The 25881-nt window shown below is 71.0% G+C and carries 23 protein-coding genes; 11 read left to right on the forward strand and 12 right to left on the reverse strand.

Translation table 11 applies throughout. The features are described 5' to 3' along the window. Positions 1 to 173: 173 nt before the first annotated feature. From D9R14_RS21430 to D9R14_RS21470, 9 genes are all read right to left on the reverse strand, one after another. Positions 174 to 1673, reverse strand: a complete 1500-nt coding sequence (locus D9R14_RS21430) for a tripartite tricarboxylate transporter permease (RefSeq protein ID WP_121625475.1) — start codon at positions 1671 to 1673, stop codon at positions 174 to 176. A gap of 18 nt (positions 1674 to 1691) precedes the next feature. Beyond that, positions 1692 to 2141, reverse strand: coding sequence for a tripartite tricarboxylate transporter TctB family protein (locus D9R14_RS21435; RefSeq protein ID WP_170168702.1), 450 nt, complete (start codon positions 2139 to 2141; stop codon positions 1692 to 1694). Positions 2142 to 2378: 237 nt separating this feature from the next. Further along, positions 2379 to 3824 carry an aldehyde dehydrogenase family protein gene (locus tag D9R14_RS21440; RefSeq protein WP_121625479.1) on the reverse strand — a complete coding sequence of 482 codons (1446 nt, stop codon included), beginning with the start codon at positions 3822 to 3824 and terminating at the stop codon, positions 2379 to 2381. A gap of 62 nt (positions 3825 to 3886) precedes the next feature. Then, a complete protein-coding gene (locus D9R14_RS21445) occupies positions 3887 to 5662 on the reverse strand; it encodes a thiamine pyrophosphate-binding protein (RefSeq protein ID WP_121625481.1) in 1776 nt (591 codons plus the stop codon). A gap of 59 nt (positions 5663 to 5721) precedes the next feature. After that, positions 5722 to 6840: an alpha-hydroxy acid oxidase gene (locus D9R14_RS21450; protein ID WP_121625483.1), complete on the reverse strand. Its 1119-nt coding sequence runs from the start codon at positions 6838 to 6840 to the stop codon at positions 5722 to 5724. Positions 6841 to 7395: 555 nt separating this feature from the next. Then, positions 7396 to 7845 carry an ATP-binding protein gene (locus D9R14_RS21455; RefSeq protein ID WP_121625485.1) on the reverse strand — a complete coding sequence of 150 codons (450 nt, stop codon included), beginning with the start codon at positions 7843 to 7845 and terminating at the stop codon, positions 7396 to 7398. 9 nt (positions 7846 to 7854) lie between these two features. Further along, the gene (locus D9R14_RS21460) at positions 7855 to 8217 is read right to left on the reverse strand and encodes an STAS domain-containing protein (protein ID WP_121625487.1); all 363 of its coding nucleotides are present in this window, start codon (positions 8215 to 8217) and stop codon (positions 7855 to 7857) included. Positions 8218 to 8360: 143 nt separating this feature from the next. Continuing rightward, positions 8361 to 10334: an MFS transporter gene (locus D9R14_RS21465; RefSeq protein WP_121625489.1), complete on the reverse strand. Its 1974-nt coding sequence runs from the start codon at positions 10332 to 10334 to the stop codon at positions 8361 to 8363. Then, positions 10331 to 10999 carry a hypothetical protein gene (locus D9R14_RS21470; protein ID WP_147453080.1) on the reverse strand — a complete coding sequence of 223 codons (669 nt, stop codon included), beginning with the start codon at positions 10997 to 10999 and terminating at the stop codon, positions 10331 to 10333. Before D9R14_RS21470 ends, D9R14_RS21465 begins: the two co-directional genes overlap by 4 nt. 168 nt (positions 11000 to 11167) lie before the next feature. On the opposite strand from D9R14_RS21470, the gene D9R14_RS21475 reads away from it, so the two are divergent. The 4 genes from D9R14_RS21475 (at position 11168) to D9R14_RS21490 (ending at position 16202) form a co-directional block, all read left to right on the forward strand. Then, positions 11168 to 11914, forward strand: coding sequence for a hypothetical protein (locus tag D9R14_RS21475; RefSeq protein ID WP_121625493.1), 747 nt, complete (start codon positions 11168 to 11170; stop codon positions 11912 to 11914). Beyond that, the gene (locus D9R14_RS21480) at positions 11904 to 12731 is read left to right on the forward strand and encodes a hypothetical protein (protein WP_121625495.1); all 828 of its coding nucleotides are present in this window, start codon (positions 11904 to 11906) and stop codon (positions 12729 to 12731) included. Before D9R14_RS21475 ends, D9R14_RS21480 begins: the two co-directional genes overlap by 11 nt. Next, entirely contained in the window at positions 12731 to 14782 is a 2052-nt protein-coding gene (locus D9R14_RS21485) for a SpoIIE family protein phosphatase (protein WP_121625497.1), read from the forward strand. Before D9R14_RS21480 ends, D9R14_RS21485 begins: the two co-directional genes overlap by 1 nt. A gap of 151 nt (positions 14783 to 14933) precedes the next feature. Further along, entirely contained in the window at positions 14934 to 16202 is a 1269-nt protein-coding gene (locus D9R14_RS21490; RefSeq protein ID WP_170168703.1) for an MFS transporter, read from the forward strand. 6 nt (positions 16203 to 16208) lie between these two features. On the opposite strand, the gene D9R14_RS21495 is transcribed toward D9R14_RS21490, so the two are convergent. After that, positions 16209 to 17660, reverse strand: coding sequence for an FAD-binding oxidoreductase (locus D9R14_RS21495; protein WP_121625502.1), 1452 nt, complete (start codon positions 17658 to 17660; stop codon positions 16209 to 16211). 155 nt (positions 17661 to 17815) lie between these two features. On the opposite strand from D9R14_RS21495, the gene rimM reads away from it, so the two are divergent. The 5 genes from rimM (at position 17816) to D9R14_RS21520 (ending at position 22494) form a co-directional block, all read left to right on the forward strand. Further along, on the forward strand, positions 17816 to 18358 hold the full coding sequence (gene rimM, locus D9R14_RS21500) for a ribosome maturation factor RimM (protein WP_121625504.1): 543 nt from the start codon (positions 17816 to 17818) through the stop codon (positions 18356 to 18358). Positions 18359 to 18401: 43 nt separating this feature from the next. Next, positions 18402 to 19127 carry a tRNA (guanosine(37)-N1)-methyltransferase TrmD gene (gene trmD, locus D9R14_RS21505; RefSeq protein WP_121625506.1) on the forward strand — a complete coding sequence of 242 codons (726 nt, stop codon included), beginning with the start codon at positions 18402 to 18404 and terminating at the stop codon, positions 19125 to 19127. Positions 19128 to 19224: 97 nt separating this feature from the next. Then, on the forward strand, positions 19225 to 19635 hold the full coding sequence (gene rplS / locus D9R14_RS21510; RefSeq protein WP_121625508.1) for a 50S ribosomal protein L19: 411 nt from the start codon (positions 19225 to 19227) through the stop codon (positions 19633 to 19635). Between the two features lie 837 nt (positions 19636 to 20472). Next, complete coding sequence (locus D9R14_RS21515; protein ID WP_121625510.1) at positions 20473 to 22122, forward strand: Na/Pi symporter; 1650 nt, start codon at positions 20473 to 20475, stop codon at positions 22120 to 22122. A 60-nt stretch (positions 22123 to 22182) separates the two neighbouring features. Then, positions 22183 to 22494 (forward strand): STAS domain-containing protein, encoded by a 312-nt coding sequence (locus D9R14_RS21520; protein ID WP_245420928.1) that lies wholly within the window; start codon positions 22183 to 22185, stop codon positions 22492 to 22494. Positions 22495 to 22544: 50 nt separating this feature from the next. On the opposite strand, the gene epmA is transcribed toward D9R14_RS21520, so the two are convergent. Next, entirely contained in the window at positions 22545 to 23627 is a 1083-nt protein-coding gene (gene epmA, locus D9R14_RS21525; protein ID WP_121625512.1) for an EF-P lysine aminoacylase EpmA, read from the reverse strand. Positions 23628 to 23759: 132 nt separating this feature from the next. On the opposite strand from epmA, the gene efp reads away from it, so the two are divergent. Both efp and D9R14_RS21535 read left to right on the forward strand, forming a co-directional pair. After that, positions 23760 to 24329, forward strand: a complete 570-nt coding sequence (gene efp / locus D9R14_RS21530; RefSeq protein WP_210210899.1) for an elongation factor P — start codon at positions 23760 to 23762, stop codon at positions 24327 to 24329. Between the two features lie 336 nt (positions 24330 to 24665). Then, positions 24666 to 25088, forward strand: coding sequence for a response regulator (locus D9R14_RS21535; RefSeq protein WP_121625516.1), 423 nt, complete (start codon positions 24666 to 24668; stop codon positions 25086 to 25088). A gap of 86 nt (positions 25089 to 25174) precedes the next feature. Here the strand turns inward: D9R14_RS21535 and grpE are convergent, their stop codons facing one another. Continuing rightward, the gene (grpE, locus tag D9R14_RS21540) at positions 25175 to 25867 is read right to left on the reverse strand and encodes a nucleotide exchange factor GrpE (RefSeq protein WP_394011045.1); all 693 of its coding nucleotides are present in this window, start codon (positions 25865 to 25867) and stop codon (positions 25175 to 25177) included. Positions 25868 to 25881: the final 14 nt, after the last annotated feature.

Raw genomic sequence — 25881 nt, forward strand, 5'->3', positions numbered from 1 at the left:
TCCTCGCCGGACCCCCGGCCTGCCGGAGTAAACGGCCTCCCGCCCGCGCCTGCGGAGCGTTAGGGGCGCTCCGCAGGCGCTCTCATTCCAACACATCTCAAACAGACAAGCCGGGGGATGACGGCGGGTGGGGTGGCGGCGGTGGCGCGGAAAAAGCTGGCGGCGCCCGCCCCTCACTCCTGCAGCGCCTCCTCCCGCGTGGTGCGGATGGCGGGGACGATCAGCACCACCAGCAGGGCCACGGATGCGATCAGGAAGCCGAGGCTGATGGGCTGGGTGAGGAAGATCGAGGAATTGCCGCGCGAGATCAGCATCGCCCGGCGCAGATTCTCCTCCATCATGGGGCCGAGGATGAAGCCGAGGATCAGCGGCGCCGGCTCGCAGTCGAGCTTCACGAACACGTAGCCGAGCACGGCCAGCGCGCCCATCAGATAGATGTCGAACACGCTGTTGCTGCTGGAATAGGCGCCGATGACGCAGAACAGCAGGATGGCCGGGAACAGCAGCCGGTAGGGCACCTTCAGCAGCCGGATCCAAAGCCCCACCAGCGGCAGGTTCAGCACCAGAAGCATCAGATTGCCCACCCACATGGAGGCGATCAGGCCCCAGAACAGGCCCGGCCGCTCGCTCATCACCGTGGGCCCCGGGGCGATGCCCTGGATCATCATGGCGCCGATCATCAGCGCCATCGTCGGGTTCGAGGGGATGCCGAGCGTGATCATGGGAATGAACGAGGTCTGCGCGCCGGCATTGTTGGCCGATTCCGGCCCCGCCACGCCGCGGATGTCGCCATGGCCGAAATTGCGCGGCGGCTTCGCCACCTTCTTCTCCAGCATGTAGGAGGCGAAGGAGGCGAGCAGCGCCCCGCCGCCCGGCAGAACGCCGAGAATGGCGCCGAGGCCGGTGCCGCGCAGGATCGCGGGGGCCGAGATCTTCAGATCGTGCAGGCTCGGCAGCACCCGGCCGATGCGCTGGGCGGTGACGGAGCGATCCTGCTCAGTCTCCAGGTTGCAGGCCACCTCGGCGATGCCGAACAGCGCCATGGACAAGGCGATGAAGCCGATGCCGTCGCGCAGTTCCGGGAAGCCGAGGTCGTAGCGCGCGGTGCCGGAATTCACGTCGGTGCCCACGAGGCCGAGCAGAAGGCCCAGCAGCACCATGCCGATGGCCTTGATGAGCGATCCGCGCGCCAGCACCACCGCGGCGATGAGGCCGAACACCATGAGCGAGAAGTATTCCGCCGGCCCGAACTCCAGCGCGAGATCGGACAGGACCGGCGCGAAGTAGGCGATGGCGATGGTGGAGACGCAGCCGGCGAAGAACGAGCCGATGGCGGCGATGCCCAGCGCCGGACCCGCGCGTCCGGTGCGGGCCATGCGGTAGCCGTCGATGGCGGTCACCACGGAGGAGGATTCGCCGGGAATGTTGACCAGGATCGCCGTGGTGGAGCCGCCATACTGCGCGCCGTAATAGATGCCCGCCAGCATGATGAGCGCCGAGTCCGGCGGCAGGGTGAAGGTGATGGGCAAGAGCATCGCCACGCTCGCCACCGGACCGAGCCCGGGCAGCACGCCCACCAGCGTGCCCAGCAGCACGCCGATGAAGCAGTAGGCGATGTTGGCGAAGGTCAGCGCGACCGAGAAGCCGAGTTCCAGATTGGCAATGGTTTCCACGTCAGGCCTCCCCGGGCGCTAGTAGGAGGGCCACACGGGCAGCGGGAGCCCGAGGATCGTGACGAACAGCAGCACCGCGCCGACCGACAGGCCCGCGGCGAGCAGAACGGCTTCCTTGAACCGGAATTCGGGGCTCGACAGGCCGCCCACCAGCACCAAGGCGGCGGCCGAGATCAGGAGGCCGAGCGGCCGCAGCATGAGCCCGAACAGCACCATGGCCGCGAGCAGCGACAGCAGCGGGCGCAACTGCACGCGCGGCAAGCCGTCGCCGGGAACGACAAGGCTGCGCACCATCACCGCGAGCCCGACCCCGGCCAGGAGCACGCCCAGCACCAGGGGAAAGAAGCCGGCCCCCATGCGCGCCGGCGTGCCCTGGGCGTAGCTCGTGGCGGCCACCGCCGCGAAGGCGGCGCCGAGGCCGGCGAACAGGATCCCGGCGAGGAAGTCCTTGGTGGATGCGATACGCATGGTTCCCCTCATCTGCGCGCGGAAGCCCCACGATGCGCCGCGCCGGGGCGGCACGGGCGGCCGATCGGCGCAGAAGCGAAATTCGGGAGCGGCCCTGCGGGTGCCGCCGCGTTGCCTCGCGGCGGTGCCCTGTGCATGTCTCTGGATCGGTCGGGCCGCGGCCGGCTCTTCGGCCGGTCCGCGCTGGTGTCCGCCCGCCGCGGAACGGCGGGCGGCAGTCGTCGTCAGGCCCCGTCGTCAGGCCATCTCGTAGCCGAGGATCGCCTTGATCTCGAGGAAGTCCTCAAGGCCGTAGATGCCGGCCTCGCGGCCGTTGCCGGACTGCTTGTAGCCGCCGAAGGGCGCCTCCACGTCCTGCAGCTTCCCGTGCGGCGCGCCGTTGAGATAGATGCGGCCGGCGCGCAGCTCCATGCCGACCTCGCGCGCCTCCTCCAGCGAGCCCGCCCACACATAGCCGGCGAGGCCGTAGATGGTGCCGTTGGCGATCGCCACGGCGTCGTCCTTGTCCTTGTAGGGCAGCATGGACAGCACCGGGCCGAAGATCTCCTGCTGGGCGATGGTCATCGCCGGCGTCACGTCGGAGAACACGGTGGGCTTCACGTAATAGCCGCGGTTGAGCCCGGCGGGCCGGCCGAGGCCGCCGGCGGCGAGCGTCGCGCCTTCCTCGATGCCGATGCGGATCAGGTGCTGCACCCGGTCGAACTGCGCCTCGCTCACCAGCGGGCCGAGGCGGGTGCCCTCGGCGAGCGGATCGCCCACCACCACGGCCTCGGCGGTGCGCCGGGCAATGGCGGTGGCTTCGGCGAGCTGGTCCTGGTGGATCAGCATGCGGGTGGGCGCCTGGCAGGACTGCCCGGTATTGGTGAAGGCACGCAGCGTTCCGGCCGAGACCGCCGCCTCCAGGTCCGCGCCCGGCAGGATGATGTTGGCCGACTTGCCTCCCAGCTCCTGGTGCACGCGCTTCACCGTGTCCGCGGCCGCCTTCGCCACCAGGATGCCGGCGCGCGTCGAGCCGGTGAACGACACCATGTCGATGTCGGGATGGCGCGAGATCGCCTCGCCCACCGTCGGCCCGTCGCCGTTGACGAGGTTGAACACGCCCTTCGGCACCCCCGCCTCATGGAGGATCTCGGTGAGGATGATGGTGGAGAGCGGCGCCATCTCGGACGGCTTCACCACGCAGGTGCAGCCGGCCGCGAGCGAGGGCGCGAACTTCGAGGCGACCTGGTTGATCGGCCAGTTCCACGGGGTGATGAAGCCGCACACGCCGATCGGCTCGCGCACGATGCGCGTGGTGCCGCCGAGCATGTGGCCGAAATCGTAGTCCTTCAGGACCTTGGCGGCCTCCTTGAAGTGCTCCAGCGTGGTGTTGGTCTGCACCTGCATGGCGAACCAGAGCGGCGAGCCCATCTCAGCGGTGATGGCGCGGGCGAGGTCGTCCATGCGGCTCTCGAACACCGCGATGATGCGGTGGAGGAGGGCGAGGCGCTCCTCCTTGGTGGTCTTCGAGAAGGTCGTGAACGCGGCGCGGGCGGCCTTCACCGCCCGGTCCACGTCCTCGGCGCCGCCCATGCTGATCTGGCCGGCGGGCTCCTCGGTGGCCGGGTTGATGACGTCGAACAGCTTCGGCGCGACCGGGTCGACCCATTCGCCGTTGATGTAGAACTTGGTGGTGTTGCTCATCGCGCTGAGGCTCCTCGCCGTTCGAGCCCCCGGCCCTTGGGCCGGGGACTTGGATCTTGGAATCAGGCGCCGCGGGACAGCGGCGGATTGGCATAGCCCGGCGTCACATGGACATCGAGCAGATACGGCTTTCCGGCCCGTACCGCTTCGAGGCCGCGCTTCAGCGCCTCCTCAAGCTCGGCGACGGTCCGGATCGGCCCTTCGGCCTCCACGCCCTGGCACCGCGCCATTCCGGCGAGGTCGACCACCGGCTCGTCCATGCGCTGGCCGATCCAGCGGTTCTCCGGCGGGCGGCTGCGCGCCTTGGCGACCGCTTCCTGGTGGATCTCGTCGTTGAAGTTGGAGCGGTTGTTGGAGACGATGAACAGCGCCGGAATGCCGTAGTGCGCGGCGGTCCAGAGCGCGGTGACGCCCTGGAGGAAGTCGCCGTCGCCCAGCACCGACACCACCGGACGCGCCGCGTCCTTGAGCGCCAGCGCGACGCCGACCGTGAGGCCGGGGCCGGCCGCGAGGCCCGCGCCGCCGTCATGCCCCATGAAGTCGTAGGGATCGCGGAAGTGGTAGGCGTCGCCCGCCCAGCCGATGGTGACGTGGGCGAGGGTGAAGGTCTGCTCCCCGCGGGCCTTGGCCAGCGCGATCTCGATGTCGCGCGGGGCAAGCTCGGTGGCGGCGCCGGCGCTGTAGGCCGGCACCGGATAGGTGTTGCGGCTCGTGCCGTCCCACTTCGCCTTGCCGGCGAGCTTGCGCTCCACCAGCGCCAGAACGTCTTCCACCACCGTGTCGGCGCCGGCGGCGATCGGCACGTCCACCGGAGGCAGCGCGAAATAGTCCATGCTCCAGCCCCGGTGCAGCGACGCGTCGAGCGTCACATGGGCGATCTTGGCCGGGTAGCTTTCCGTGGCGCGGGTCATCTGCAGCAGGAAGCCGTTGAGGTCCACCCAGTCGAACGAGACGATCACGTCCGCCTTGCGCACGATCTCCTTGGCGGTGGGGCTCAGCCAGTAGAAGGGCGGCACCACGTGGAGGCCGTGGTCGGTGGGGAACACCGCGCGCTCGCGGATCGAGGTCATGACCGAGGCGCCCGACAGCTCGGCGAGGCGCACGCGGCGGTCCCAGGCGGCCTGATCGCGGCCGGCGCGGCCGAACAGGATCAGCGGGTTCTCGGCCTTGGCAAGCATCTCGGCCACCGCCTCGACATCGGCCGGATTGGCGCGCGGCGTGGCGGCGGGCTGGTAGCGCGCGGTGGTGGGGATCGCCAGCGGCTCGTCGAGCTTCTGCTCCTGGAGCCCGGCGTCGAGGCAGATATAGACCGGCGCGGTGGGCTGGGAATTGGTCAGCTGGTTGCCGCGCAGGAACGCCTCGACGATGCCGTGCGGCGAGCGCGGCTCGTCGTCCCACTTGATGTAGTCGCGCAGCAGCGCGCCCTGGTCCTTGGCGGTGTGGATCCAGTCGATCCAGGGACGGCGCTTCTCGGGGGCGACGGGGCCGGTGGCGCCCACCACGATCATCGGCGCGCGGTCGCACCAGGCGTTGAAGATGCCCATGGAGCCGTGCAGCAGGCCCACGTTCGAGTGCAGCACGCAGGCCATCGCCTTCTCGGTGACCTTGGCGTAGCCGTGGGCGATCGAGACCACGTGGTCCTCGTTGAGGCACAGCAGCATCTGCGGCGCCTCGTTGCCGAGATGGTTGACCAGGCTGTCGTGGAACCCGCGGTAGCTCGCGCCGGGATTGAGCGAGATATAGGGAATGTCCAGCTCGCGCAGCATGCGGGCGGCGACGTCGCTGCCCCATTCGGCGGCGTTGGAGGGCGTGACCTTCGGGCGTTCGATGTTCTTCATTCGCTCGTCTTTCTCGACTGGAAGGGGTGCTATGGACGGGCCAGGCCTCTGAGCGCGGGCTATCGGGGCGGCAGGCCGGCGGGGGCCGGCAGGCGCAGGGTGGACAAGGCGGTGGATGGGCCGACCGGCGCCGCTTTGCGCAGCAGGTGCGGCCCGAGACCGGCGAGGGACGGGCAGCCGAGCAGCGCGAGCGTGGTGCGCAGTTCCGCGCCGAGAATCTCGATCAGACGCACGACGCCGGCTTCGCCGTCTGCGGCGAGAGCCGCGCCCTGGGCCTTGCCGAGGCCGACGAGGTCGGCGCCCAGCGCCCGCGCCTTGGCGATGTCGGTGCCGCGCAGCATGCCGCCGTCGACGAAAATCCGGGCGCGGCCGGCGACGGCGCCGCAGATCTCCCCGAGCTGGTCGAGGGCGGCCACCGCATGGTCGAGCTGCCGCCCGCCGTGATTGGAGGCATAGACCACGTCGACCCCGTGCTCGACGCACAGCCGCGCATCCTCGGCATCGAGCACGCCCTTGACGATGAGCGGCAGGCGGGTGCGCGCCTTGAGCCAGGCGATGGTGTCGAAGGAGAGCTGCGCCTGCTCGTCGGCGATCTGCACGTCCTTGCGGTCGCCGAGATTGGCGCGGTCCACCGCCTGGGCGGAGGAATAGCGGTTGACGAGATCGCGCTCGCGGCGGCCATAGACCGCGGCATCCACCGTGAGGCAGAGCGCGGCACAGCCTGCGGCCTCGGCGCGCGCCACGATGTCGTCGAGCCAGTCGCGCCCGCCGCGCATGTAGAGCTGGAGCACCAGGACGGCGCCGGGGGCGCTCGCGCGCACCTGCTCCAGCGTCGGCTGGGCCATGATGCTCATGAACATGGGCACGCCCGCCGCCTCGGCGGCGCGGGCGCAGGCTGCCGCAGCCTGTTCGTCGAACAGGCGCAGCGAGCCCACCGGGGCGAGAAACAGCGGCAGCGCGATCGGCGTGCCGAGGAAATCGGCGCCGAGATCGATGCGGGAGACGTCGCGCAGCACCCGCGGCACGAAGGCAAGGCTATCGAGCGCGAGGCGGTTGCGGCAGAGGCTGGTTTCCGATTCGGCGCCGCCGGTGAGATAGTCCCAGACCGGCGCATCGAGCGAGGCGCTGGCGCGCTGGAACAGCTCGGCGATGGTGCGGGGGCTGTCCGGCGTTGCCATGGGAGCCTTGAGCGAGAAATGAGAGCCGGAGCCTTCAAAGAGGCTACAGTTTGAATATATTTACGTTAAGATTGTCAGACAAACCTGTCAACGGCATCCACGCCCAATTTTTGGGCGAGCCGCTGCCGGCGGCATAGGCCGCGTGCCCCACCCAGCGCCGCCCCCCGCGCACCACCTTCGCCGCGCGCCGCGGGGCGGCGGCATGGATGCTCCGGTCAAGCCGGAGCATGACGGCGGTGAGGGGCTTCCAGCGTCGGCTCAATCTTTCACCCCCGTCATCCCCCGGCTCGTCCGGGGGATCCACGCGGCGGCCGGTCCGACGCTTCACTTTCGGACGCCCGCAGGCGGCGCAGTGGATGCCCCGGACGAGCCGGGGCATGACGGCGGTTGGGGGTACGGCCGGCGGCTCTCGATTGCTCCATCGCCCTCCACCCCGCCGTTGCCCTCCCCGCACCACCGTCGCCCTCCGACTTGATCGGAGGGCCCATCCGGCGGCCGGGCATACGATGGGAATGGGCCATGGATGCTCCGGTCCAGCCGGAGCATGACGAACGGTCAGTCCTGGTCCGGCTTGCCCACCAGGGTCAGGCGGTTCTCGCCGTCCGCGCGCTCGTAGGAGAGGCTCTCCAGGAAGTTGCGCATGAGCTGCACGCCGTGGCCGCCGATCTTCGCTTCCTCGATGGAGGCGGGGACGTCGGGCGCGGCGATGGTGGTGGGATCGAAGGCGACGCCGTTGTCGCGGATGCGCACGACGATCCGGTCCTGCGGCGTGCGCCAGCATTCGATGCGGATGTCCGGGTCGTGGGCGAGCCCGGCGAAGCCGTAGGAGATGACGTTGGTGAGCGCCTCCTCCAGGCTGAGTTCCAGTCCGAAGCGCGTCGATTGCGGCCAGTCGCCCGCATCGGCGAGGTCGCCGAGCCAGGAGGTCGCCACCGCGATCTCGTCGATGCGCGCGCCGATCCGCAGCTCAGAAAGCAGGGACCCGGCTGCGGAAGGGGGGATCATGTGGGGCGCTTAGGCCGGCCCACCGCCGGGAACGAGGGTTCCCGCCCGGCCCACCGCTTCCTCCCGCGTCGCCACGATGGCGATGAGCTGGTCGACGCCGGTCGAGCGCAGCACCTTCTCCACCTGCGGATCGCAGCCGTAAAGGATCATGTGCCCGCTGCGGCGGGTCAGCGCCTTGGCGTTGGCGAGCAGCAGGCGGATGCCGATGGAGGCGAGGAACGTCACGCCGCTCAGGTCCACCACCACCACGCTGGCCTCGCGCGCCGCCGCCGCGAACTGGGCCTCCACGGCCCCTGCGCCGGCAATGTCCAGGCGTCCGGCAAGCGCCGCGAGCGTCACCTGGTTGCCGAGCTCGGTCGTCTCGATCTTCATAACCGCATCGATCTCCCGGGAAGGGGCTGAGGCGTTGTGGCCGCGGCGCGCATGGGCGCCCCGGCCGGAACCGGCGTCACTCTAGTGCGCGATCCGGCCGGATGGAACCACCGTTTGGCGCGATCCCACCGTCCGTTCGCCGTTCACACCTCGCCCTCGCTGGCCACGGCGGCGTGGGTCGCCTCGCCCCGCAGGGTGCCGCGCCCGGCGACGGCATAGAGCGCCGCGCCCGCCACCACCACCGCGCCCAGAAGCGCGCCCGAGAGCGCAAAGCCGAGGCCCGCGAGCAGCGCGCCCGCCGCCGCCGGGCCGGCGGCATTGCCCGAGCGCTCCACCAGCCGGAACAGGCCGAGCACGCCGGCCGAGCGGCCGCCGGTGGCGCTGTCGGCCACCAACGCCGACTGCGAGGCGATGGACATGGACTGGCCGACGCCGAGCAGCACCAGCGCCAGCGCGATCGTCGGCACGCCGGGGTAGAGCGGCAGCGCCAGCGCCCCGGCCCCGGCCACAAGCCCGCCCAGCACCACGAAGCCTGCCCGTGCCGAGAGGCGGTCCGCCATGGCCGCGAACACCGGCACCAGCATCACCATCAGGATCGGGTAGATCATCTGGAACCGGCCGATGGCGGCGGAGGAATAGCCCATCGCCTGGAGCTGGAGCGGCACCAGCAGGAAGCACAGGGCCGCCAGCAGCAGCTTGGCCGGGAAGGCACAGCCCACCAGCAGCGCCATCAGGCGCGGCGCCCGCGCGGCGTCCTTCAGGTCGCTCCAGGCGAGACCGGCGCCCCTCGCCGCGTGCCGGGCCGCCGGCAAGGTGAGGACGGCGACGCCGAGCGACAGGACGGCGAGGCCGGCGGCCAGCATGAAGGCCGCCTGCGGGCCGAGGCGGTCGGCCACCACGCCGCCGATCGGCGGGCCGCACAGGCTCGCCACCATGATGGCGCGCACGAACACGGCGAGCGCGGTGGTGCGCGCGCTGCCCGCCGCATGGTCCACCACGTGCCCCTGCGCCGAGACGAAGACCAGGGCATAGCCCACGGCGGTGGTGACGCGGGCGGCGAGGAACAGCATGTAGTCGCCGGTGGAGGCGGAGAGCGCGTAACCCGCGGCGGCCAGCAGCGCGCCGATCAGGAAGCCGGGCCGGCGGCCCATGCGCTCGGACAGCGCCGCGAACGGCAGCTGGCACAGCGCCATGACCGCCATGAAGGCGACGATGGGCAGGCTCGCCGCGAGGTCCGGGCCGATGGCCTCGTCGGCGGCGGCGAGCCCCTGGGCGAAGCGCGGCAGGAACGGCCGGGTGAGCTCCTCCGCCAGCATGAACAGGAACAGAGCTGGGCGCACCGCCACCGCGGCCTGGTTCTCCGACGTCGACACCGCGCCGAGCCCGGTGCGGCGGGCGACGAGGTCGAGCTGGGCGAGCGCCTCCGCGTCCCCGGCGCGCGCGGCGGCGGCGCGGGCTTCCGCGTGGCGCGCGGCGAGCAGGCTCACCTGCTGGTCGATCGGCGCGACGAGGTCGCGCGCCCGCGTCTGCGCCCCGCTCTCGTGTAGCGCGAGCCGCCCCTTGGCCAGCGCCCGCAGCCGATCCTCTAGCGCCGCCAAAGCGGCGATGCCGCTGGTGCCGATGACGAGCGCCACCAGCTCCAGCGCGATCAGCAGCGAGACGATGCCGATGAAGGCCACGTCGATCAGCACCCCGCCCACCTCTTCCGAGATGACGCCCGGATCGACCGTCACGGCGATGTCGGCGATCGGCACGCCGGAGCGGCTGGTCACGGCGGTGTGCACCACCGGCGCCCCCGCCATGCCGGTGCCGTCGCCCGAGCGGGCGAGCTCGCGCCCGTCCGGCGTGGTCATGCGGATCAGCGCGAACTCCCGGTTGGCCTTGCGCAGATCGGCGAAATAGCTGCGCACCCCCACCATCTTGTCGATGGGAATGCCGGATCCGTAGGCCACCTCGACCAGGCTGGCGGCGGAGCGGCCCACCGATTGGGCCTTGGCGAGCATCTCCGGCTCGATAGTGCGCTGGGCCGCGGTTCGCGCGCCCCAGCCGACCACGGCGAGCGCGACGCAGAGCACCAGCGCGATGGCGATGGAGATGCCGGCGCGGAAACCGATCATGTGCGCGGCTCCGGCGCGAGGGACGAGGGGGCGCCCGGGGCGGCGCGAAGGTGCACCTTCGCCACCGTCTCGAATGCGGTGCGCGCCGCCGGCGGCCAGGAGGCGGGCTCGGCCGCGCGCCGCGCCGAGCGGCGCAGGCCCAGCGCCAGGAGCAGGCCGACGAGGATGGTGGCGAGGCACGCCACGGCGAGCGTGGGAATGGCGATCACCGTCAGGTCGTCGGCGAGCGCGGCGGCGCCGGCGGCGAGGGCTTCCGGATCGTAGCGCAGCTCCACGAGGCCGATGGTGGTGCCGAGATCACTGGTGATTCGCTTCGACACCGCGTTGCGCACCTTGGGATCGGCGCGCCCCACCCGTGCCGGCTCGCTACTGAACAGCACAACGCCGCGCTCGTCCACCACGTCGATGGCGGAGATCGAGGGCTCCAGCTCCGCCTCGCGGCGCAGCAGGCCTTCGAAGGTGGTCTGCGCCGGCAAGGCGATGCCGAGCGAACTCGCCCGCTCCGCCGTTCCGGCGAGGCGCTCGGCGGTGATCGCGAAGCGCGCCTCGATGGCGTTGCGGTGGGCGTTCAGCAGGGTGACGTAGGAGAAATAGGCACCGAAGGCGACGCACGCGGCGGCGATCAGGGCGAACAAAGCGATGAGCCACAATGTGGTCCGCGTCATGGTGTCGACCGTTGGAGCGGGAAGTGGCGCCACAATGTCAGGCAATCCGCGCCGTGAAAAGCGCGCTTGCGGAAAAGGCTGATTTTTGCCGCATACGCGGATTTGGTCTGGTTTGAGCGAAGCGGCGCGGGTAACGTCCGGCCCCGACCCATTGTCGAAGCTTCGCCCATGACTTTCGTTAGCCGACTCGCGCTGCTGCTGGCGGCCTCGGTGGTGACTGCCATTGTCGCCACGGCCGTTATCGCCTTCGGGGCGAGCGATCGCGTGAGCCAGGAAATCGAGCGCGCCCGCGTCGCCAACCTGCTCGCCGCCATCAAGCAGAATGCGGAAGCAAGCCTGTCCATCGGCCTCGCGCTCGACCAGATCGCCACCTTGCAGAACCGAATCGAGCGCGAGAAAGCGGGCGACCCCTCGATTCTCGCCATCGAAGTGTTCAATCCCTCCGGCCGCGCGGTCTATTCCACCGATGTCAGTGTCGCTGGGGAAAGCGTGCCCGCCGACTGGGTGCGCCAGCTCTCCGGCGCCGGCACCTGGCGCACCACGGAGCGCGGCGAGACGGTGTTCGGCAGTCATTTCGAGAACGACCTCGGCGTCGCCGGCGGCATCGCCGTCACGGTCTCGGACGAATCGCATCTCAACCGCATGGACCGGCTCGCCGTCGACCTGATCCTGCGCGCGGCGCCGCTGGCGCTGATCGTCGCGCTGCTGGCGGCCGGGGCGGCGCTGGCCTTCTCCTATCTCATCACCCGCCCGTTCGACCGCGTGGCGCGCATCCTCGGGGGTCACGAGGTCGCCGGGGCCGACGACGGCGACCTCGCGCAGCTCGCCGGCCAGGCGCGCGCCGGCTGGACCGCCGCCGAGGCACGCATCGATCGCGGCCTGCAGCAGCTGGGAGCGCTCGACGATGCCGGCTGAGCCCCTGCGCGCGGGACGGGCGCGCCTGTGGACCGCTCTGTTCGTCTTCTTCATCACGCTTGTGGTGGGCGGCGGCGCCAGCCTGCTGCTGACCAACGGCTTCCGCGACCGGGTCGAGGACAGTGCCCGGCGTGACGCGCTGGTGATCGGCACCTCGGTCGCCCGGACCCTCGCCCAGCAGTTCGAGCGCGCGGCCCGCTTCAACGTGCCACTGAAGCTGATCCCCGGCGTCGACGCCTATCTCGCCGACACGCTCGCCGGCACGCCCGGCATCGCCCAGATCGTCCTGCGCGGGCCGGACGGGCGCGAGATCCGCAGCGCCGTGGGCGACGAGCCGGGCATCGACCAGACCAGCGCGCCGGTGACGGTGGACGGCCTTCAGGTGGCGGCAGTGGAGGTCAGCACCAATCCGTCGGCGCTGATCTCCTCCTCCGAGCGGTTCCGCATGCGCTCCCTGCTGGCGGTGCTCGCCACCGCAGTGGCGTTCGCGGTCCTCGCCGCGATCCTCGCCGGCTCCCACCTCGACGCCGATCAGGCGCGCGTTGCCTCCGGCCTCGCCCGTACCGCGCAGGAGGATTTCGAGCCGACGGCGCTGGATCAGCGGCGGTCCGGCAGCCTGGGACGCGGCGGCGTGGGCCGCGCGCTCAGCGCGCTGATCCAGGGCAACCGCCGGGTGGCGGAGCGTCGCGCGGCACTCGAAGCCTATGCCGAGGAACTGCTGGCCGTGGACTTCGACGGCGCGCTCCGGCCCGACGTGGAGCGGATCAGGCGGGAGGTCGTGACACGGCCGGTGGCTGACAAGGCACGGAGTTCCTGATGCTGCTGCGCACCCGCATCACGCTCATCGTCGCCGCCGGCTTCGTGGCGCTGATGCTTGCCATGTGGAGCGCCTCGGTGCTGCGCGATCGCGTCGGCCAGGCGCGCGAAGGCGAGCTTGCCATCGCCGGCCAGAGCGTGCTCTGGCGCGAGATCATCGCCTTCCAGGTGGCGAGCCTCGGTCGCGTGCTCGACCGGGTGGACGCCTCGCCCTCCTTCCGCCTCACGCTCGGCTTCGCCGACCGCGCCGGCGTCGGCACCGCCCTCAAGGAGGCCGGTGTCGACGTGGACGACGACGACACCTATTTCGAGGTCGTGGGCACCGACCGGGAGGTGATCTACAGCGGCAGCGGCGCGGGCACCCGCTCGGTGCTGGACGCCGGCAGCCTCGACCGGGCCCTGGGCGGCGAGGCGCTGGGCGGCATGCGCCAGGTGTCGGCGCGCCAGATCGTGGTGCTCGCCACCCGCACCGTCACGCTCGCAGGCAGAGGTCGCGCCGTGCTGGTGCTCGGCCGCAATGCCGGCCTCGGCATGGAGCGCTTCGCCCGCGGCATCAATGCGGAGACCACGCTCGTCACCCTGCGCGGCCGGGTGGCGGCGAGCACCGATCCCGCCCTCTGGGAGCGCGCCGACCTCAGCTTCACGCCGCGCCGCGCGTTCGCCGAGCAGGTCCGGGTGGGCGAGAAGACCTATGCCGTCACGGGCATCCCGATCCAGGATCTGTCCGGCTCGGCGCTCGGCGCGCTGGTGAGCTTCGTCGACGCCACCGCGACCCTGGAGGCCACGAGCCTGATCCGCAGCGCCGCCATCGCGGGCGCGATCGGCCTCGTCCTGCTGGGTGTGATCGGGCTCAATGTGTTCCTCTGGTATTCCTTCCGACCGCTGGAATCGGCCATCGACGTGCTCCAGGCGCTGGCGCGCGGCGACACCTCGGTGACCGTCGACCATGCCGGCCGCGACGAAATCGGCCGCATCGCCTCGGCGGTGGTGGCGCTGCGCGGCAACGTGCAGGCGCTGGCTGAGGCGCGGCGCCAGCGCGACCGGGTGCGTCGCCGCCAGGAGACGCTCATCTCCTCCGAGCTGAAGGCGCTCGCCGACGCCATCGACCCCACCGACCGCGAGCAGGTGCTGGCGCTGCTCGCCCGCGGCGCCGAGGTGGCGGAGGAGGACGAGCTCAAGCGCGTCGCCCGGGTGCTGCACGACCTCTCGCGCCGCATCGTCGAGCAGCACACGCGCCTGTCCTCGATGGTGGTGGAACTGCGCGAGGCCCTCGTCACCAAGACCAAGCTCGCCGGCCTTCAGCAGGAGCTGGAGATCGCCCGCCAGGTGCAGCTCGCCATCCTGCCCAAGGAGTTCCCGCCCGACGCGCGGGTCGCGGTCCATGGCCAGATGACGCCGGCGCGCGAGGTGGGCGGCGACTTCTTCGACTATTTCATGATCGACGAAACGACGCTCGGCCTCGTGGTGGCCGACGTCTCCGGCAAGGGCGTGCCGGCGGCGCTGTTCATGGCGATCTCGCGCACGCTGCTGCGCTCCACGGCGCTGTTCGAGCGCTCGCCGGCCTCCAGCATCCGCCGCCTCAACGACCTGCTCGCCGCCGAGAACGAGCAGATGCTGTTCGTGACGTTGTTCTACGGCGTGCTCGATCTCAACACCGGGCGCCTGAGCTACGTCAATGCCGGTCACAACCTGCCCTATCACATCACCCGGTCGGGCGAGGTGACGGAGGTGCCCAGCACCCGCGGCATGGCGGTGGCGGTGCTGGAGGGCTTCGTCTTCGCCGAAGGCGAATTGCAGCTTGCCCCCGGCGACACGCTGTTCCTCTACACCGACGGCGTCACCGAGGCGTTCGACATCGACGAGCAGCCCTATGGCGAGGAGCGGCTGGAGACGCTATTGAAGAGCGGGGCGAGCGACTGGTCGGTGCACGATCTGTCGGAGCGCGTTCTGGCCTCCGTGCATGTGTTCGAGCGCGGCGCGCCCCAGGCGGACGACATCACCTGCCTCACCCTGCGCTATTCGGGCGGTCAGGGGCCGAGACGGGCGCGGTGAGCGGCCGATGCGATTGAAGGACCGATCGAGGCGAGGGACCAACCTCGCCCGACGGGCAGGACCGGAAGAGGGGAATATCCGGCCGGGTGGCATCGCGCCGCACCGGCCCCGGCGTCAAGCCGGCCACCGGACGGGAGGAAGACCAGTGTCCATGGAAACGCGCGCGGCCGGATGGCCGGCGAGCGAGACGTCCACCATCGGCGCGGTGGGCGTCGCCCATTTCTGCAGCCATTTCCTCCAGCTGGCCGTGGCGCCGCTCTTCATCCTGATGCGCGACGACCTCGGCGTGTCCTTCACCGAGCTGGGTCTGGTCCTGTCGGTGTTCTACCTGTTCTCCGGCGTCGGGCAGGTGGTCTCGGGCATCCTGGTCGACCGCTTCGGCGCCGGCCGGCTGCTGTTGTGCGGCATGCTGCTCCAGGGCGCCGCCACCGCCGCCATGGGCCTTGCGCCGCGCTACGAGGCGCTGCTGCCGCTCGCGGCGCTCGCCGGCCTCGGCAATTCCGTCTACCACCCCGCCGACCTGTCGATCCTCAGCCACCGGATCGCCCATGCGCGGCTGGGGCGCGCCTTCGCCGCCCATGTGATCGCCGGAAACCTCGGCTTCGCCGCCTCGCCGATCGCCTCCGCCGCCATCGGCACCACCTATGGCTGGCGCACCGCGCTGCTCGCCATGGGCGGCCTCGTCGTCGTGCTCGGCCTCGGTCTCGTCACGCGGCGCGCGGCGCTGAAGGTGGAGCCGCAGGCCCACCCCGCCGGCGGGGATGCCGCCGCCCTGCGGGCGCCGAGCTTCCTCCAGGTGCTCGCCATGCCCGTGGTGCTGATGGCGTTCCTCTATTTCGTGCTCACGGCGGTGTCGCTCTCGGCGTTCCAGAGCTTCTCCATCCCCGCGCTCCAGCAGGGCTATGGCGCAACCCTGGCGCTGGCGACGCTCGCCGCCTCGCTCTACCAGCTCGGCAATGCGGCGGGCGTCGCGGTGGGCGGCATGGTGGCCGACCGCACCAGCGCGCACCACGTGATCGCCATGAGCGGGCTCGCGGTCGGCGCGGTGTTCGGGCTCATCGCCGCCGGGCTCACCGCCGCGCCGGCGGTGACGGTGGCGCTGATCGCCGTGGTCGGCGTGTGCCTCGGCCTCACCACGCCCTCGCGCGACGTCCTGGTGCGCAGCGCCGCCCCGGCCGGGGCCACCGGCAAGGTGTTCGGCGTGGTGTATTCCGGCTACGACATCGGCGCGCTGGTGGCGCCGATCTTCTTCGGCCTCGCGCTCGACCACCACCAGCCCTCGCTGGTGCTGACCATCGGCGCGCTGGCGCTCGCCGTCGCCGTGCTTACCGCCTTCGCGGTGCGCCGGCGGCCCGACGCCGTCCCGCTGCCGCGCCCGGCCGAGCCGGACCCGCTGACCATCGAGGCGCCGGAGCGCTGAGGGGCCTCACCGCCCCATCAGCACCTTGCCGGGATTGGCGAGGCCCTTGGGGTCGAACGCCCGCTTCACCGCCGCCATCAGGTCCAGCGCCACCTTGTCCTTGTAGTGGGCCAGTTCCTCCTTCTTCAGGAGGCCGATGCCGTGCTCGGCGGAGAACGAGCCGCCGAGCGAGGCCACCAGATCGTGGACGATGCGGTTGAAGTCCTCCCAGGTGGCGATGAACGCCGCCTTGTCCATGTCCACGGGCTGGCTCAGGTTGAAGTGCACGTTGCCGTCGCCCATGTGGCCGAATGCGCACACGCGCACGCCGCTCATATGGGCTTCGCACCGGCGCGCCGCCTCGACCACGAAGTCCGCCACCTTCGACACCGGCACCGAGACGTCGTGCTTGATGGAGCCGCCCTCGTACTTCTGGGCATCGGAAAGGTTTTCGCGCAGGCGCCACAGCGCCGCCGCCTGCGCCTCGCTGGCGGCGATCACCGCGTCCTCCACCTCCGCCGCCTCGAAGGCGTCGGAGAGCACGGCGAGCACCATGGCGGACAGGTCGTCGTCCTGGCGCGTGGAGGTGAGTTCGGCGAGCGCGTAATAAGCGTGGTCGCCCTGGAGCGGGCGCATCGTGCCCGGCATGTGCCTGAGCACCATCTCCATGCCGAAGTGCGGCAGGAACTCGAAGCCGGTGAGCGCATCCCCGGCGACCGAGCGCAGCCGGCGGAACAGCGCCAAGGCGGCGTGGGGGCTCTCCACGCCCACCAGCGCGGTGGCGCGCTGGCGCGGCTCGGGGAACAGGCGCAGCACGGCCGCGGTGATGATGCCGAGCGTGCCCTCGGCGCCGATGAACAGGTCCTTGAGATCGTAGCCCGTATTGTCCTTGCGCAGGCGCGACAGGCCGTTCCACAGCCGCCCGTCGGGCAGAACCACTTCCAGCCCCAGCGTCAGCTCGCGCGTGTTGCCGTAGCGCAGCACGGCGGTGCCGCCGGCATTGGTGGAGAGGTTGCCGCCGATCTGGCAGGAGCCTTCCGCCGCGATCGAGAGCGGGAACAGGCAGCCCTGGGCGCGCGCCGCCTCCTGCACGCGGGCCAGCGTCACGCCGGTCTCGACGGTCACGGTGAGGTCGGTCGCGTCGAGATCGCGGATGCGGTCGAGACGCGAGAGCGAGATCAGCAGCGAGCCGAACGGCATCTGCCCGCCGACCAGGCCGGTATTGCCGCCCTGCGGCACGAAGGGCAGGCCCGCCGCCGCGCATTCGCCGACGACGAAGGCCACCTCCTCGGCACTGCCGGGCCGCAGCACGGCGGGCGTCGTGCCGTGGAACAGGCCGCGTTCTTCCATCAGATAGGAGGCGACGTCGTCGCCGGCGCGCAGCACGTGGCGCGCGCCGATGCGCCCGGCGATGCGGGCGAGGACGCCCTCGACCACCTGCGGATCAAGGAGGAGGGGTGCGGGAGATTGGGTCGACATGGCCGGGACACTGCCTCAGCGCCTCGCGCCCGGCAAGCGCCGGCTGCGCCCCGGTCCGGCCTGTCCCCGCGCATCTGCCCCGCCTTCCCTTCCGCGCCCGCCGGGTCTATGAGGGCGGCCCGAAGCGGGACCGCCCGCCATCGACCGAGCCCGCCATGACCGACCGCATCCTCGTCGCCCGCATCGGCGCCCCCCACGGGGTGAAGGGCGAGGTGCGCCTCTTCCCCTTCACCCAGGACCCCATGGCGGTGCTGGACTATCAGCCGCTGACCGACAAAGCGGGCCGGCGCAGCTTCCGCATCGTCTCGCTTCGGCCCGGCAAGGACCATTTCGTCGCCCGCCTCGCCGGCATCGACGACCGCACCGCCGCCGAGGCCCTGACCCAGACCGAGCTTTACGTCGCGCGCGACCGCCTGCCGCCGGCGGAGGACGAGGACACCTTCTACCACGCCGACCTGATCGGCCTGCCGATCACGGACCCGGACGGCGCCCCGCTCGGCACCGTGGTGGCGCTGCACGATTTCGGCGCCGGCGACATCCTGGAATTCGCCCCCGCCGCGGGCGGCAAGACGCTGATGGTGCCCTTCACCAAGGCGGCGGTGCCGGTGGTGGACGTGGCGGGCCGGCGGGTGGTGGTCGATCCCGCCTTCGTGCCGGCCGGCACCGCCGAGGACGGCGCGCCCGAGGCGGAGGCCTGAGGTTCCGTTTGACGCCGCCGCCGTCCGCGCCCATCACCACGCCATGACCCCGGCCCCGCTCTTCCGCGCCAGCGTGCTGACGCTCTACCCCGAGATGTTTCCCGGGCCGCTCGGCCATGCGCTGGCGGGGCGCGCGCTCGGCGCCGGGCTGTGGGGGTTGGAGGCGGTGCAGATCCGCGACTTCGCCCTCGACCGCCACCGCTCGGTGGACGACACCCCCGCCGGCGGCGGCCCCGGCATGGTGATGCGCGCCGACGTTCTGGCCCGCGCCATCGACGCCGTCGCGCCTGAGGGCGATCCGCGCCCGCGCCTGCTCATGACGCCGCGCGGGCGTCCGCTCACGCAAGCGCGGGTGCGCGAGATCGCCGCCGGGCCGGGGGCGGTGATCCTGTGCGGGCGCTTCGAGGGTGTGGACGAGCGCATCGTCGCCGCGCGCGCTCTGGAAGAGGTGTGCGTCGGCGACGTGGTGCTCTCCGGCGGCGAGGCGGCGGCGCTGCTCGTGCTCGACGCCTGCGTGCGGCTCATTCCCGGCGTCATGGGCAAGGCCGAGAGCGGGGCCGACGAAAGCTTTTCCCACGGGCTGCTGGAATATCCGCAATACACCCGGCCGCAGCTGTTCGAGGGCCTGACCATCCCCGAGGTGCTGACCTGCGGCGACCATGCCCGCATCGCCCGCTGGCGCCGCGCCGAGGCGGAGGCGGCCACGCGGGCCCGGCGTCCGGACCTTCTTGCCCCCGCCTGTGACAAGAAGGCGACGGAAAGGGAATGACAGGCTGCCATTTCTCCGATATGTAGCCGCGTCCCTTAACTTAAAACGACACGACGTGGCGCTGGGGCCTGCCCCGCGCCGCTAAGAGGTTGGCGACATGAACATCATCCAGACGCTCGAAGCCGAGCAGGCGACGAAACTCGCCGAAAAGCGTGCCATTCCGGAATTCCAGCCGGGCGACACCGTGATCGTGAACGTGAAGGTGGTCGAAGGTGACCGCAGCCGCGTGCAGGCCTATGAGGGCGTGGTGATCGCGCGCTCGGGCGGCGGGCTCAACGAGAGCTTCACGGTCCGCAAGATTTCCTATGGCGAGGGCGTGGAGCGCGTGTTCCCGGTCTACTCGCCGCTGATCGACAGCATCAAGGTGGTCCGCCGGGGCAAGGTGCGCCGCGCCAAGCTGTATTACCTGCGCGACCGTCGCGGCAAGTCGGCCCGCATCGCCGAGCGCCAGGACACCCGCGCCGACGCCAAGGGCAAGAAGGCCAAGGCGCCCGCCGCCGCCGAGTGACCGGCGCGCCGCGCCTCCCGCCCCCGTTCGGGCGCAGACACCAGCCGCCGGCCCCGCCGGCGGCTTTTTTGTGCCCGCCCGACGATGGATCCAGCTTATCCGGAGCAGGTCTCCGGGGCCGCACGTCACGCCACACAGCCATCATGCTCCGACTTGATCGGAGCATCCACGCCGCCGCGCGGCGTCGCGCCCGGCGGCCGGATGGGCCCTCCGGTCAAGCCGGAGGGCGACGGCGGGAAGACGGGGCGAGGGCGGTGCAAGGGCAGCCCTCGGCGGCAGCACGCTCTGCCGCATCCCCAAAAGCCACCGTCATCCCCCGCCTTGTGCGGGGGATCCACTCGGCGGCCGCGCGGGCGCCCGGTCCTTCGCACGGCCCGGCGCGGCCCGGTGGATGCCCCGGACAAGCCGGGGCATGACGGTGGTGCAAGACGGGCACGCCGCTGAACAAGAGAGCCGCACGGCGGCCCCCTAACCGCCGTCATGCTCCGACTTGGAGCATCCACGCCCACCGCGCGGCGTCGCGTATGGCCGCCGGATGGGCCCTCCGGTCAAGCCGGAGGGTGACGGCGGGGAGACGGGGCGGCGGCAGGAAGAAAGGCGACGGGGGAGCGGACGCGGCGACGGGGAGGAGGGATGGCGCCGGGCGTCCGGGCCGGCGCGCTGGATCGCGCGGGAGAAAACATCAAGAAAAATCATAGTGTTGCACTGTAGTTGTATCGACACGAAATTTTCACATACTGCGCGCCCCGCGCCATGGTTCCATGCTGCGCGGCCGCGCGCCGTGCGCGGCGGTCGGCCCGGCGCGGCGGGCTGGGCGCCTCCTGAGAGGAAGTCTGCATGATGGTGGTGGTTCTGGCGGAGATCCTGGGCGGGCTCGGCCTCCTGTTCTTTGGGCTGAAGACCATGTCCGGCCACCTCCAGAACGCCACCGGCCGGAGGGTCCGCGCGCTGCTGCGCGCGGCGACCCGCTCGCCGCTGGTGGGCCTCGTGTGCGGCATGGTCGCCGGCGCCGCGACCCAGTCCTCGAACGCGGTGGCCCTGATCTGCGGCAACCTGGTGCGCGGCGGCGTGTTCACCACCCGCGACGCCATCCCCGTGGTGGCCGGCGGCAATGTGGGCACCGCGGCTCTGGTGTTCGTCGCCGCCTTCGATTTCCGCCTGGTCGTGTTCTATCTCCTGGCGCTGGTGGGCTTCGGCTTCCACTTCAAGCTCGATCGCCGGCCAGCCTGGAAGGAATGGATCTGGGTCGCGCTCGGCCTGACCCTGGCGCTGCTCGGCCTCGACTTCATCAAGCAGGGGCCGCGCGACCTCGACGTGGCGCTGATCGCCAGGGCCCTGGATGACGGGCTGTCGCCCTGGATAGGCTTCGCCATCGGCATGGCGGCGGCGGCGCTGTGCCAGTCCTCCTCCACCCCGACCATCCTGGTGCTGGCGCTGATGCAGGCCAAGCTGCTCGGGTTCGAGGACGCCTTCTTCATCGTGCTCGGCGCCAATCTCGGCTCCGGGCTGGCGACGCTGATCTCGTCGGGCGAGCTGGAAGGCACCGGGCGGCAGCTCTGCTACGTCCACATCCTGGTGAAGGCGATCGGCTGCGCGGTGCTGCTCGCCGCCTGGATCGCGGTGACCTTGGCCGGCGGCGATCCGGAGGCGGCGCTGGCGGCGTCCGGCGGCGCCGACAGCGCGCGGGCGGCGGTCTCCATGCTGTTCCTGGTGCTCCAGCTGGCCGGGGCGGTGCCGGTCTCGCTGGGGCGCCGCCTCACCGAACGGATCGCGCGGTACTTCAGCCCGCCCTCGGTGGAGGACGACGCCTCGCGCCCGCGCTACATCCACCGCCGCGCGGCGGAGGAGGCGGCGACCGCGCTCGACCTCTCCGAGCGCGAGAGCGCGCGGCTCATCAAGCTGCTGCCCAACCTCCTGCCCGACCTCGACCGCGGCGGCGCCGACTACAGCCGCCAGGATCGCACCGCGTTCTGGAAGGGCTCCACCGCCATCGCCTTGGCGGTGGATCATTTCCTGGTGGACGTGATCCGCGCCGGCGCTACGCGCGAGAGCCTCGACATCGCGCTCCAGCAGCAGGCGCGGCTGGAGACCATCCGCGCGCTGGTGGACACGCTGCACGACTTCTCCGGCGTGGTGGCCGAATTCCGCAGAGTGCCGCCGCTCGCCTTCAACCTCTCCGAATCGCTGCGCACCATCGTGCTGTCGCTGGCCGACGCCACCGACGGCGGCGCCGCCGACGATTTCGACCTCCTGATCGCGCTGACCGCCGACCGCTCCGAGATGCTCGACCGCATCCGCCGCGCGCTCGCCGCCTCCGCTCCCGGCGCGGAGGAGGATTCGCGCCGCCTCATGCACGCCACCAGCCTGTTCGAGCGCGCCGTCTGGCTGGTGCGGCGCGTCGCTGTGGCGTTGCGCCCCCCGGCGATTGAGGATAGAGCACCAGAGGGTGATCCCGCGCGGCAGGAGACCCCGGAAGGCGTGGCCTGACCTTCCGGCGGACGCCCGCCGGCCGCGTGCCGGGTCCGGCCCCGACGGTGCGGAGCACTCATGACATCCATGCACATTGACCGCGAGCAGTGGGGGGGCGACGTGCTCCTCAAGGTGGTGGGGCGTCTCGACACCCCGAACGCGAAGCCGTTCGAGGCGAGCCTCATGGAGGTGGTGGCGCAGACCGCGGGCGGCATCATCGTCAACCTCTCGGGGGTCGACTATGTCTCCTCCTCGGGGCTGCGCGCGCTGCTGGTGGCCGGCAAGGCCATGCGCACGGGCAAGCGCAAGCTGGCGCTCACCTCGCTGCAGCCGCAGATCCGCGAGGTATTCGACATTTCCGGCTTCTCGTCTTTGTTCGAAATCACCTGAGCGGGACCGGTCCGGACCGGATTTCGCGGGACCAGCGGGACCAGCGGGGATCAGGGCAGCATTTGCGCCCCCGACACGGGGACGAACAGGACGTCCTCGATGCGCCGCGCGCCGGTCGCCAGCATGGCGAGCCGGTCGAAGCCGAGCGCGCAGCCCGAGGCCTGCGGCATGAGCGCGAGCGCGGCGATCAGCTCCCCGTCGATGGGGTAGCGCTCGCCATAGAGCCGCTCCTTCTCGTCCATGTCCCGTGAAAACCGTTGGTGCTGCTCGGTCGGATCGGTCAGCTCGCCGAACGCATTGGCGAGCTCCAGGCCGCAGGCATAAAGCTCGAACCGCTCGGCAAAGCGCGGGTCGGATGGCTTGGCGCGGGCGAGCGCCGCCTCGCTCACCGGATACTCGCACAGGATCGTCGCCCGGCCGATGCCGAGCCTCGGCTCCACCTTCTCCACCAGCACCCGGGAGAAGATGTCACTCCAGCCATCGTCGGGCGCCGTGCGAACACCGGCGCGCCGCGCCGCCGCGGCGAAGACCGTCGCGTCGGGCGCCGCGCCGGGTGGCGGCAGCACCGCTTCGAGGTCGATTTCCGCATGCCGGGCAAAGGCTTCCACCAAGGTGAGCCGCTCCGGCTCGGCGAACGGGTCGCAGGCATTGCCGCGATAGGCGAAGGCGCTCACCCCCCCAACCTCCGCCGCCAGCGCCAGAAGGCGGGCGCAATCGGCCATCAGGACGGTGTAGGGCGCCTCGGCCCGATACCACTCGACCATGGTGAATTCGGGCGAATGCGCCCGGCCGCGCTCGCGGTTGCGGAACACGCGGGCGAACTCGACGATCCGCTCCTCGCCCGCCGCCAAGAGCTTCTTGGCGCTGAATTCCGGCGAGGTGCGCAGATAGAGCCGCTCGCGCGCCCCGTCCGGTGTGACGAGGTCGGTGGCGAAGGCGTGCAGATGCGTCTCGTTGCCCGGCGAGCGCTGGAGGATGGGCGTCTCCACCTCCAGGAAGCCCCAGTCCGCGAATGCCTGGCGCATCCGCGCCATCAGCCGGGCACGGGCGAGGAGGAAGGGCCGGCGGTCCTCATAAGCGCGCCGGTCCCACCAGGGGCTCGGTTGCGGACCGGGGGAGGGGGGCGATGCCATGGCGCGCAAGTGTCCTGGGAGGGGGCTCCGGGCGCGAAATGCCGCCGGAGGCTGGCGCTCGGCGCCAATATGGGCTAGGTGCGCGACAACGCTCAGATGCGGCGCCGCCGCACAGTTCGAGGAAGACGATACGTGGTCAAGGTCATCGCCAGCTCCCTGCGCAAGGGCAATGTGGTCGACATCGACGACAAGCTCTATGTGGTGCTCACCGCCGAGAACATCCATCCCGGCAAGGGCACCCCGGTCACGCAGCTCGACATGCGCCGGATTTCCGACGGCGTGAAGATCTCCGAGCGCTACCGCACCACCGAGCAGGTGGAGCGCGCCTTCGTCGAGGACCGTCCGCACACCTTCCTCTACGAGGATTCGGACGGCTACACCTTCATGAATCCCGAGACCTTCGACCAGGTGACGGTGACGAAGGACGTCATGGGCGACCAGTCGGTCTACCTCCAGGAAGGCATGGAATGCATGCTCTCCACCCATAACGGGGTGCCGATCGCCATCGATCTGCCGGCCCGCGTGACGCTGGAGATCGTCGACACCGAGCCGACCGTGAAGGGGCAGACCGCCTCCTCGTCCTACAAGCCCGCCATGCTGTCGAACGGCGTGCGCACCATGGTGCCGCCGCACGTCTCCGCCGGCACCCGCGTGGTCATCATGACCGCCGATGCCTCCTATGTGGAGCGCGCCAAGGACTGATCCGGCGCCGGTTAGCCCGTCCGCCGCGGCGGACGGGGCGGCTTGGGGCGGCCGCTGGGATGCGACTTGCGTCATGGCTGCCCCGACCGGATCGCAGGGGACGGGTGAGATCACCTCCGCGCGAGCGGTTCGGCCGGGATTGCCCGCCGATCCCCGGAACTTAATTCATCTTAAACCATAATGCCTTAGTCCTGACGGCCTGCGCGCTTGTCAGCCCAGGCACGGGGTGCGGTCGCAGGGATGGCGGGACGCCGCATGGGCCGGGGAGCGCGGAACTTTCCGCCTTACCCGCCGTTGGTCGCGAAACTGCAAAGACCAACCAAGGCGTATGTAAAGATGAAGTTTTCTGGCAAGCGGGTGCTCATCGTCGAGGATGAGTTCCTGGTGGCTCTGGGCCTGGAGGATAATCTCAGGGCGCTCGGCTGCACCGTCGTCGGACCCGTGGCGAGCCTCTCGGCCGCGATGGCGGCCGCGGCGCATGAGACCGTCGATGCGGCCATCCTCGACGTCAATCTCGCCGGCGAATACGTCTTCCCGGCTGCTGCCATCCTTGTGGACCGCGGCATTCCGTTCATGTTCTGCTCGGGATATTCGGGTTCGGGCCGGCTGCCGGAGAAGTTCGCCGACACTCCCCGCGTGCCGAAGCCTTATACCAGCAAGGCCATCGCCGCCACGCTCGCCGATCTCATGGGCACGGGCGACAATGACGAGGGCCAGGGCGGCTCCCGGGGCGGGTTCGAGAATCCCAGCCACTTCTGAAGCCCCTGCCGGCGCTGGCCGGCAGATGGCGCGAGGGCAGGTCGCGCGCGGGATATGATGGGGCGCCACGGGCGCCCCTTTTGCGTTCAGCCGCGGCTTTCCGCCTGGTCGCTGTCCGCGTCGGGCGCCGCGGGCTTGGCGGCCTCGGGCTTCGGCCCGCCGCGGGCGACACCCACCATGGCCGGGCGCAGCACCCGATCGCCGATGGTGTAGCCGGCCTGGACCACCTGGACCACGGTGCCGGTATGCACGCTCGGGTCCGGCACCTCGAACATGGCCTGGTGCAGATTGGGATCGAAGCGCTCCCCGCGCGGCTCGATCTTGCGGATCCCATGCTTCTCCAGCGCCTTGTGGAAGCTACGCTCGGTCAGCTCAAGCCCTTCCAGCAACGCCTTCAGGGAGCCTTCGGCCTCGGCCTTCACCTTGTCGTCCACGGCGGCGAGCGCGCGGGCGAGGTCGTCGGCGACGGTCAGGATGTCGCGCGCGAAGGAGGCGACGCCGTAGGTCTTGGCGTCGGCCACTTCCTTGTCGGCGCGCCGGCGCACGTTCTCGGCCTCGGCGAAGGCGCGCAGGAACTTGTCCTTGAGGCTGGCGATCTCGGCTTCCAGCCGGGCCCGCTCGGCGGCGCCATCGGCGCCGATCTGGGCGTCCGCGGCGGCAAGCGCCTCGGCTTCGGCAGTGGCCTCGGCCTGCTGGGCGGTGGACTTGGGATCGGCCGTGCCCTCGCCGGTCTCGGGCGCGCGCATGTGCTCGCTCATCCGGTCTTCCTCTTTTCTCAAGCGGTCTCGCCCGC

The organism is Xanthobacter tagetidis, assembly GCF_003667445.1.
Taxonomy (GTDB): domain Bacteria; phylum Pseudomonadota; class Alphaproteobacteria; order Rhizobiales; family Xanthobacteraceae; genus Xanthobacter; species Xanthobacter tagetidis.

Excerpts from the sequence above, each read along its gene's own strand:
- rimM (WP_121625504.1), top strand. The coding sequence starts at position 17,816 with ATGACCGACCGCATCCTCGTCGCCCGCATCGGCGCCCCCCACGGGGTG.
- D9R14_RS21445 (WP_121625481.1), bottom strand. The coding sequence starts at position 5,662 with ATGAAGAACATCGAACGCCCGAAGGTCACGCCCTCCAACGCCGCCGAA.
- D9R14_RS21490 (WP_170168703.1), top strand. The coding sequence starts at position 14,934 with ATGGAAACGCGCGCGGCCGGATGGCCGGCGAGCGAGACGTCCACCATC.
- D9R14_RS21450 (WP_121625483.1), bottom strand. The coding sequence starts at position 6,840 with ATGGCAACGCCGGACAGCCCCCGCACCATCGCCGAGCTGTTCCAGCGC.
- D9R14_RS21465 (WP_121625489.1), bottom strand. The coding sequence starts at position 10,334 with ATGATCGGTTTCCGCGCCGGCATCTCCATCGCCATCGCGCTGGTGCTC.
- D9R14_RS21475 (WP_121625493.1), top strand. The coding sequence starts at position 11,168 with ATGACTTTCGTTAGCCGACTCGCGCTGCTGCTGGCGGCCTCGGTGGTG.
- D9R14_RS21470 (WP_147453080.1), bottom strand. The coding sequence starts at position 10,999 with ATGACGCGGACCACATTGTGGCTCATCGCTTTGTTCGCCCTGATCGCC.
- D9R14_RS21515 (WP_121625510.1), top strand. The coding sequence starts at position 20,473 with ATGATGGTGGTGGTTCTGGCGGAGATCCTGGGCGGGCTCGGCCTCCTG.
- D9R14_RS21495 (WP_121625502.1), bottom strand. The coding sequence starts at position 17,660 with ATGTCGACCCAATCTCCCGCACCCCTCCTCCTTGATCCGCAGGTGGTC.
- D9R14_RS21520 (WP_245420928.1), top strand. The coding sequence starts at position 22,183 with ATGACATCCATGCACATTGACCGCGAGCAGTGGGGGGGCGACGTGCTC.
- rplS (WP_121625508.1), top strand. The coding sequence starts at position 19,225 with ATGAACATCATCCAGACGCTCGAAGCCGAGCAGGCGACGAAACTCGCC.
- D9R14_RS21440 (WP_121625479.1), bottom strand. The coding sequence starts at position 3,824 with ATGAGCAACACCACCAAGTTCTACATCAACGGCGAATGGGTCGACCCG.
- D9R14_RS21480 (WP_121625495.1), top strand. The coding sequence starts at position 11,904 with ATGCCGGCTGAGCCCCTGCGCGCGGGACGGGCGCGCCTGTGGACCGCT.
- D9R14_RS21535 (WP_121625516.1), top strand. The coding sequence starts at position 24,666 with ATGAAGTTTTCTGGCAAGCGGGTGCTCATCGTCGAGGATGAGTTCCTG.
- epmA (WP_121625512.1), bottom strand. The coding sequence starts at position 23,627 with ATGGCATCGCCCCCCTCCCCCGGTCCGCAACCGAGCCCCTGGTGGGAC.
- D9R14_RS21435 (WP_170168702.1), bottom strand. The coding sequence starts at position 2,141 with ATGCGTATCGCATCCACCAAGGACTTCCTCGCCGGGATCCTGTTCGCC.
- D9R14_RS21460 (WP_121625487.1), bottom strand. The coding sequence starts at position 8,217 with ATGAAGATCGAGACGACCGAGCTCGGCAACCAGGTGACGCTCGCGGCG.
- D9R14_RS21455 (WP_121625485.1), bottom strand. The coding sequence starts at position 7,845 with ATGATCCCCCCTTCCGCAGCCGGGTCCCTGCTTTCTGAGCTGCGGATC.
- D9R14_RS21485 (WP_121625497.1), top strand. The coding sequence starts at position 12,731 with ATGCTGCTGCGCACCCGCATCACGCTCATCGTCGCCGCCGGCTTCGTG.
- trmD (WP_121625506.1), top strand. The coding sequence starts at position 18,402 with ATGACCCCGGCCCCGCTCTTCCGCGCCAGCGTGCTGACGCTCTACCCC.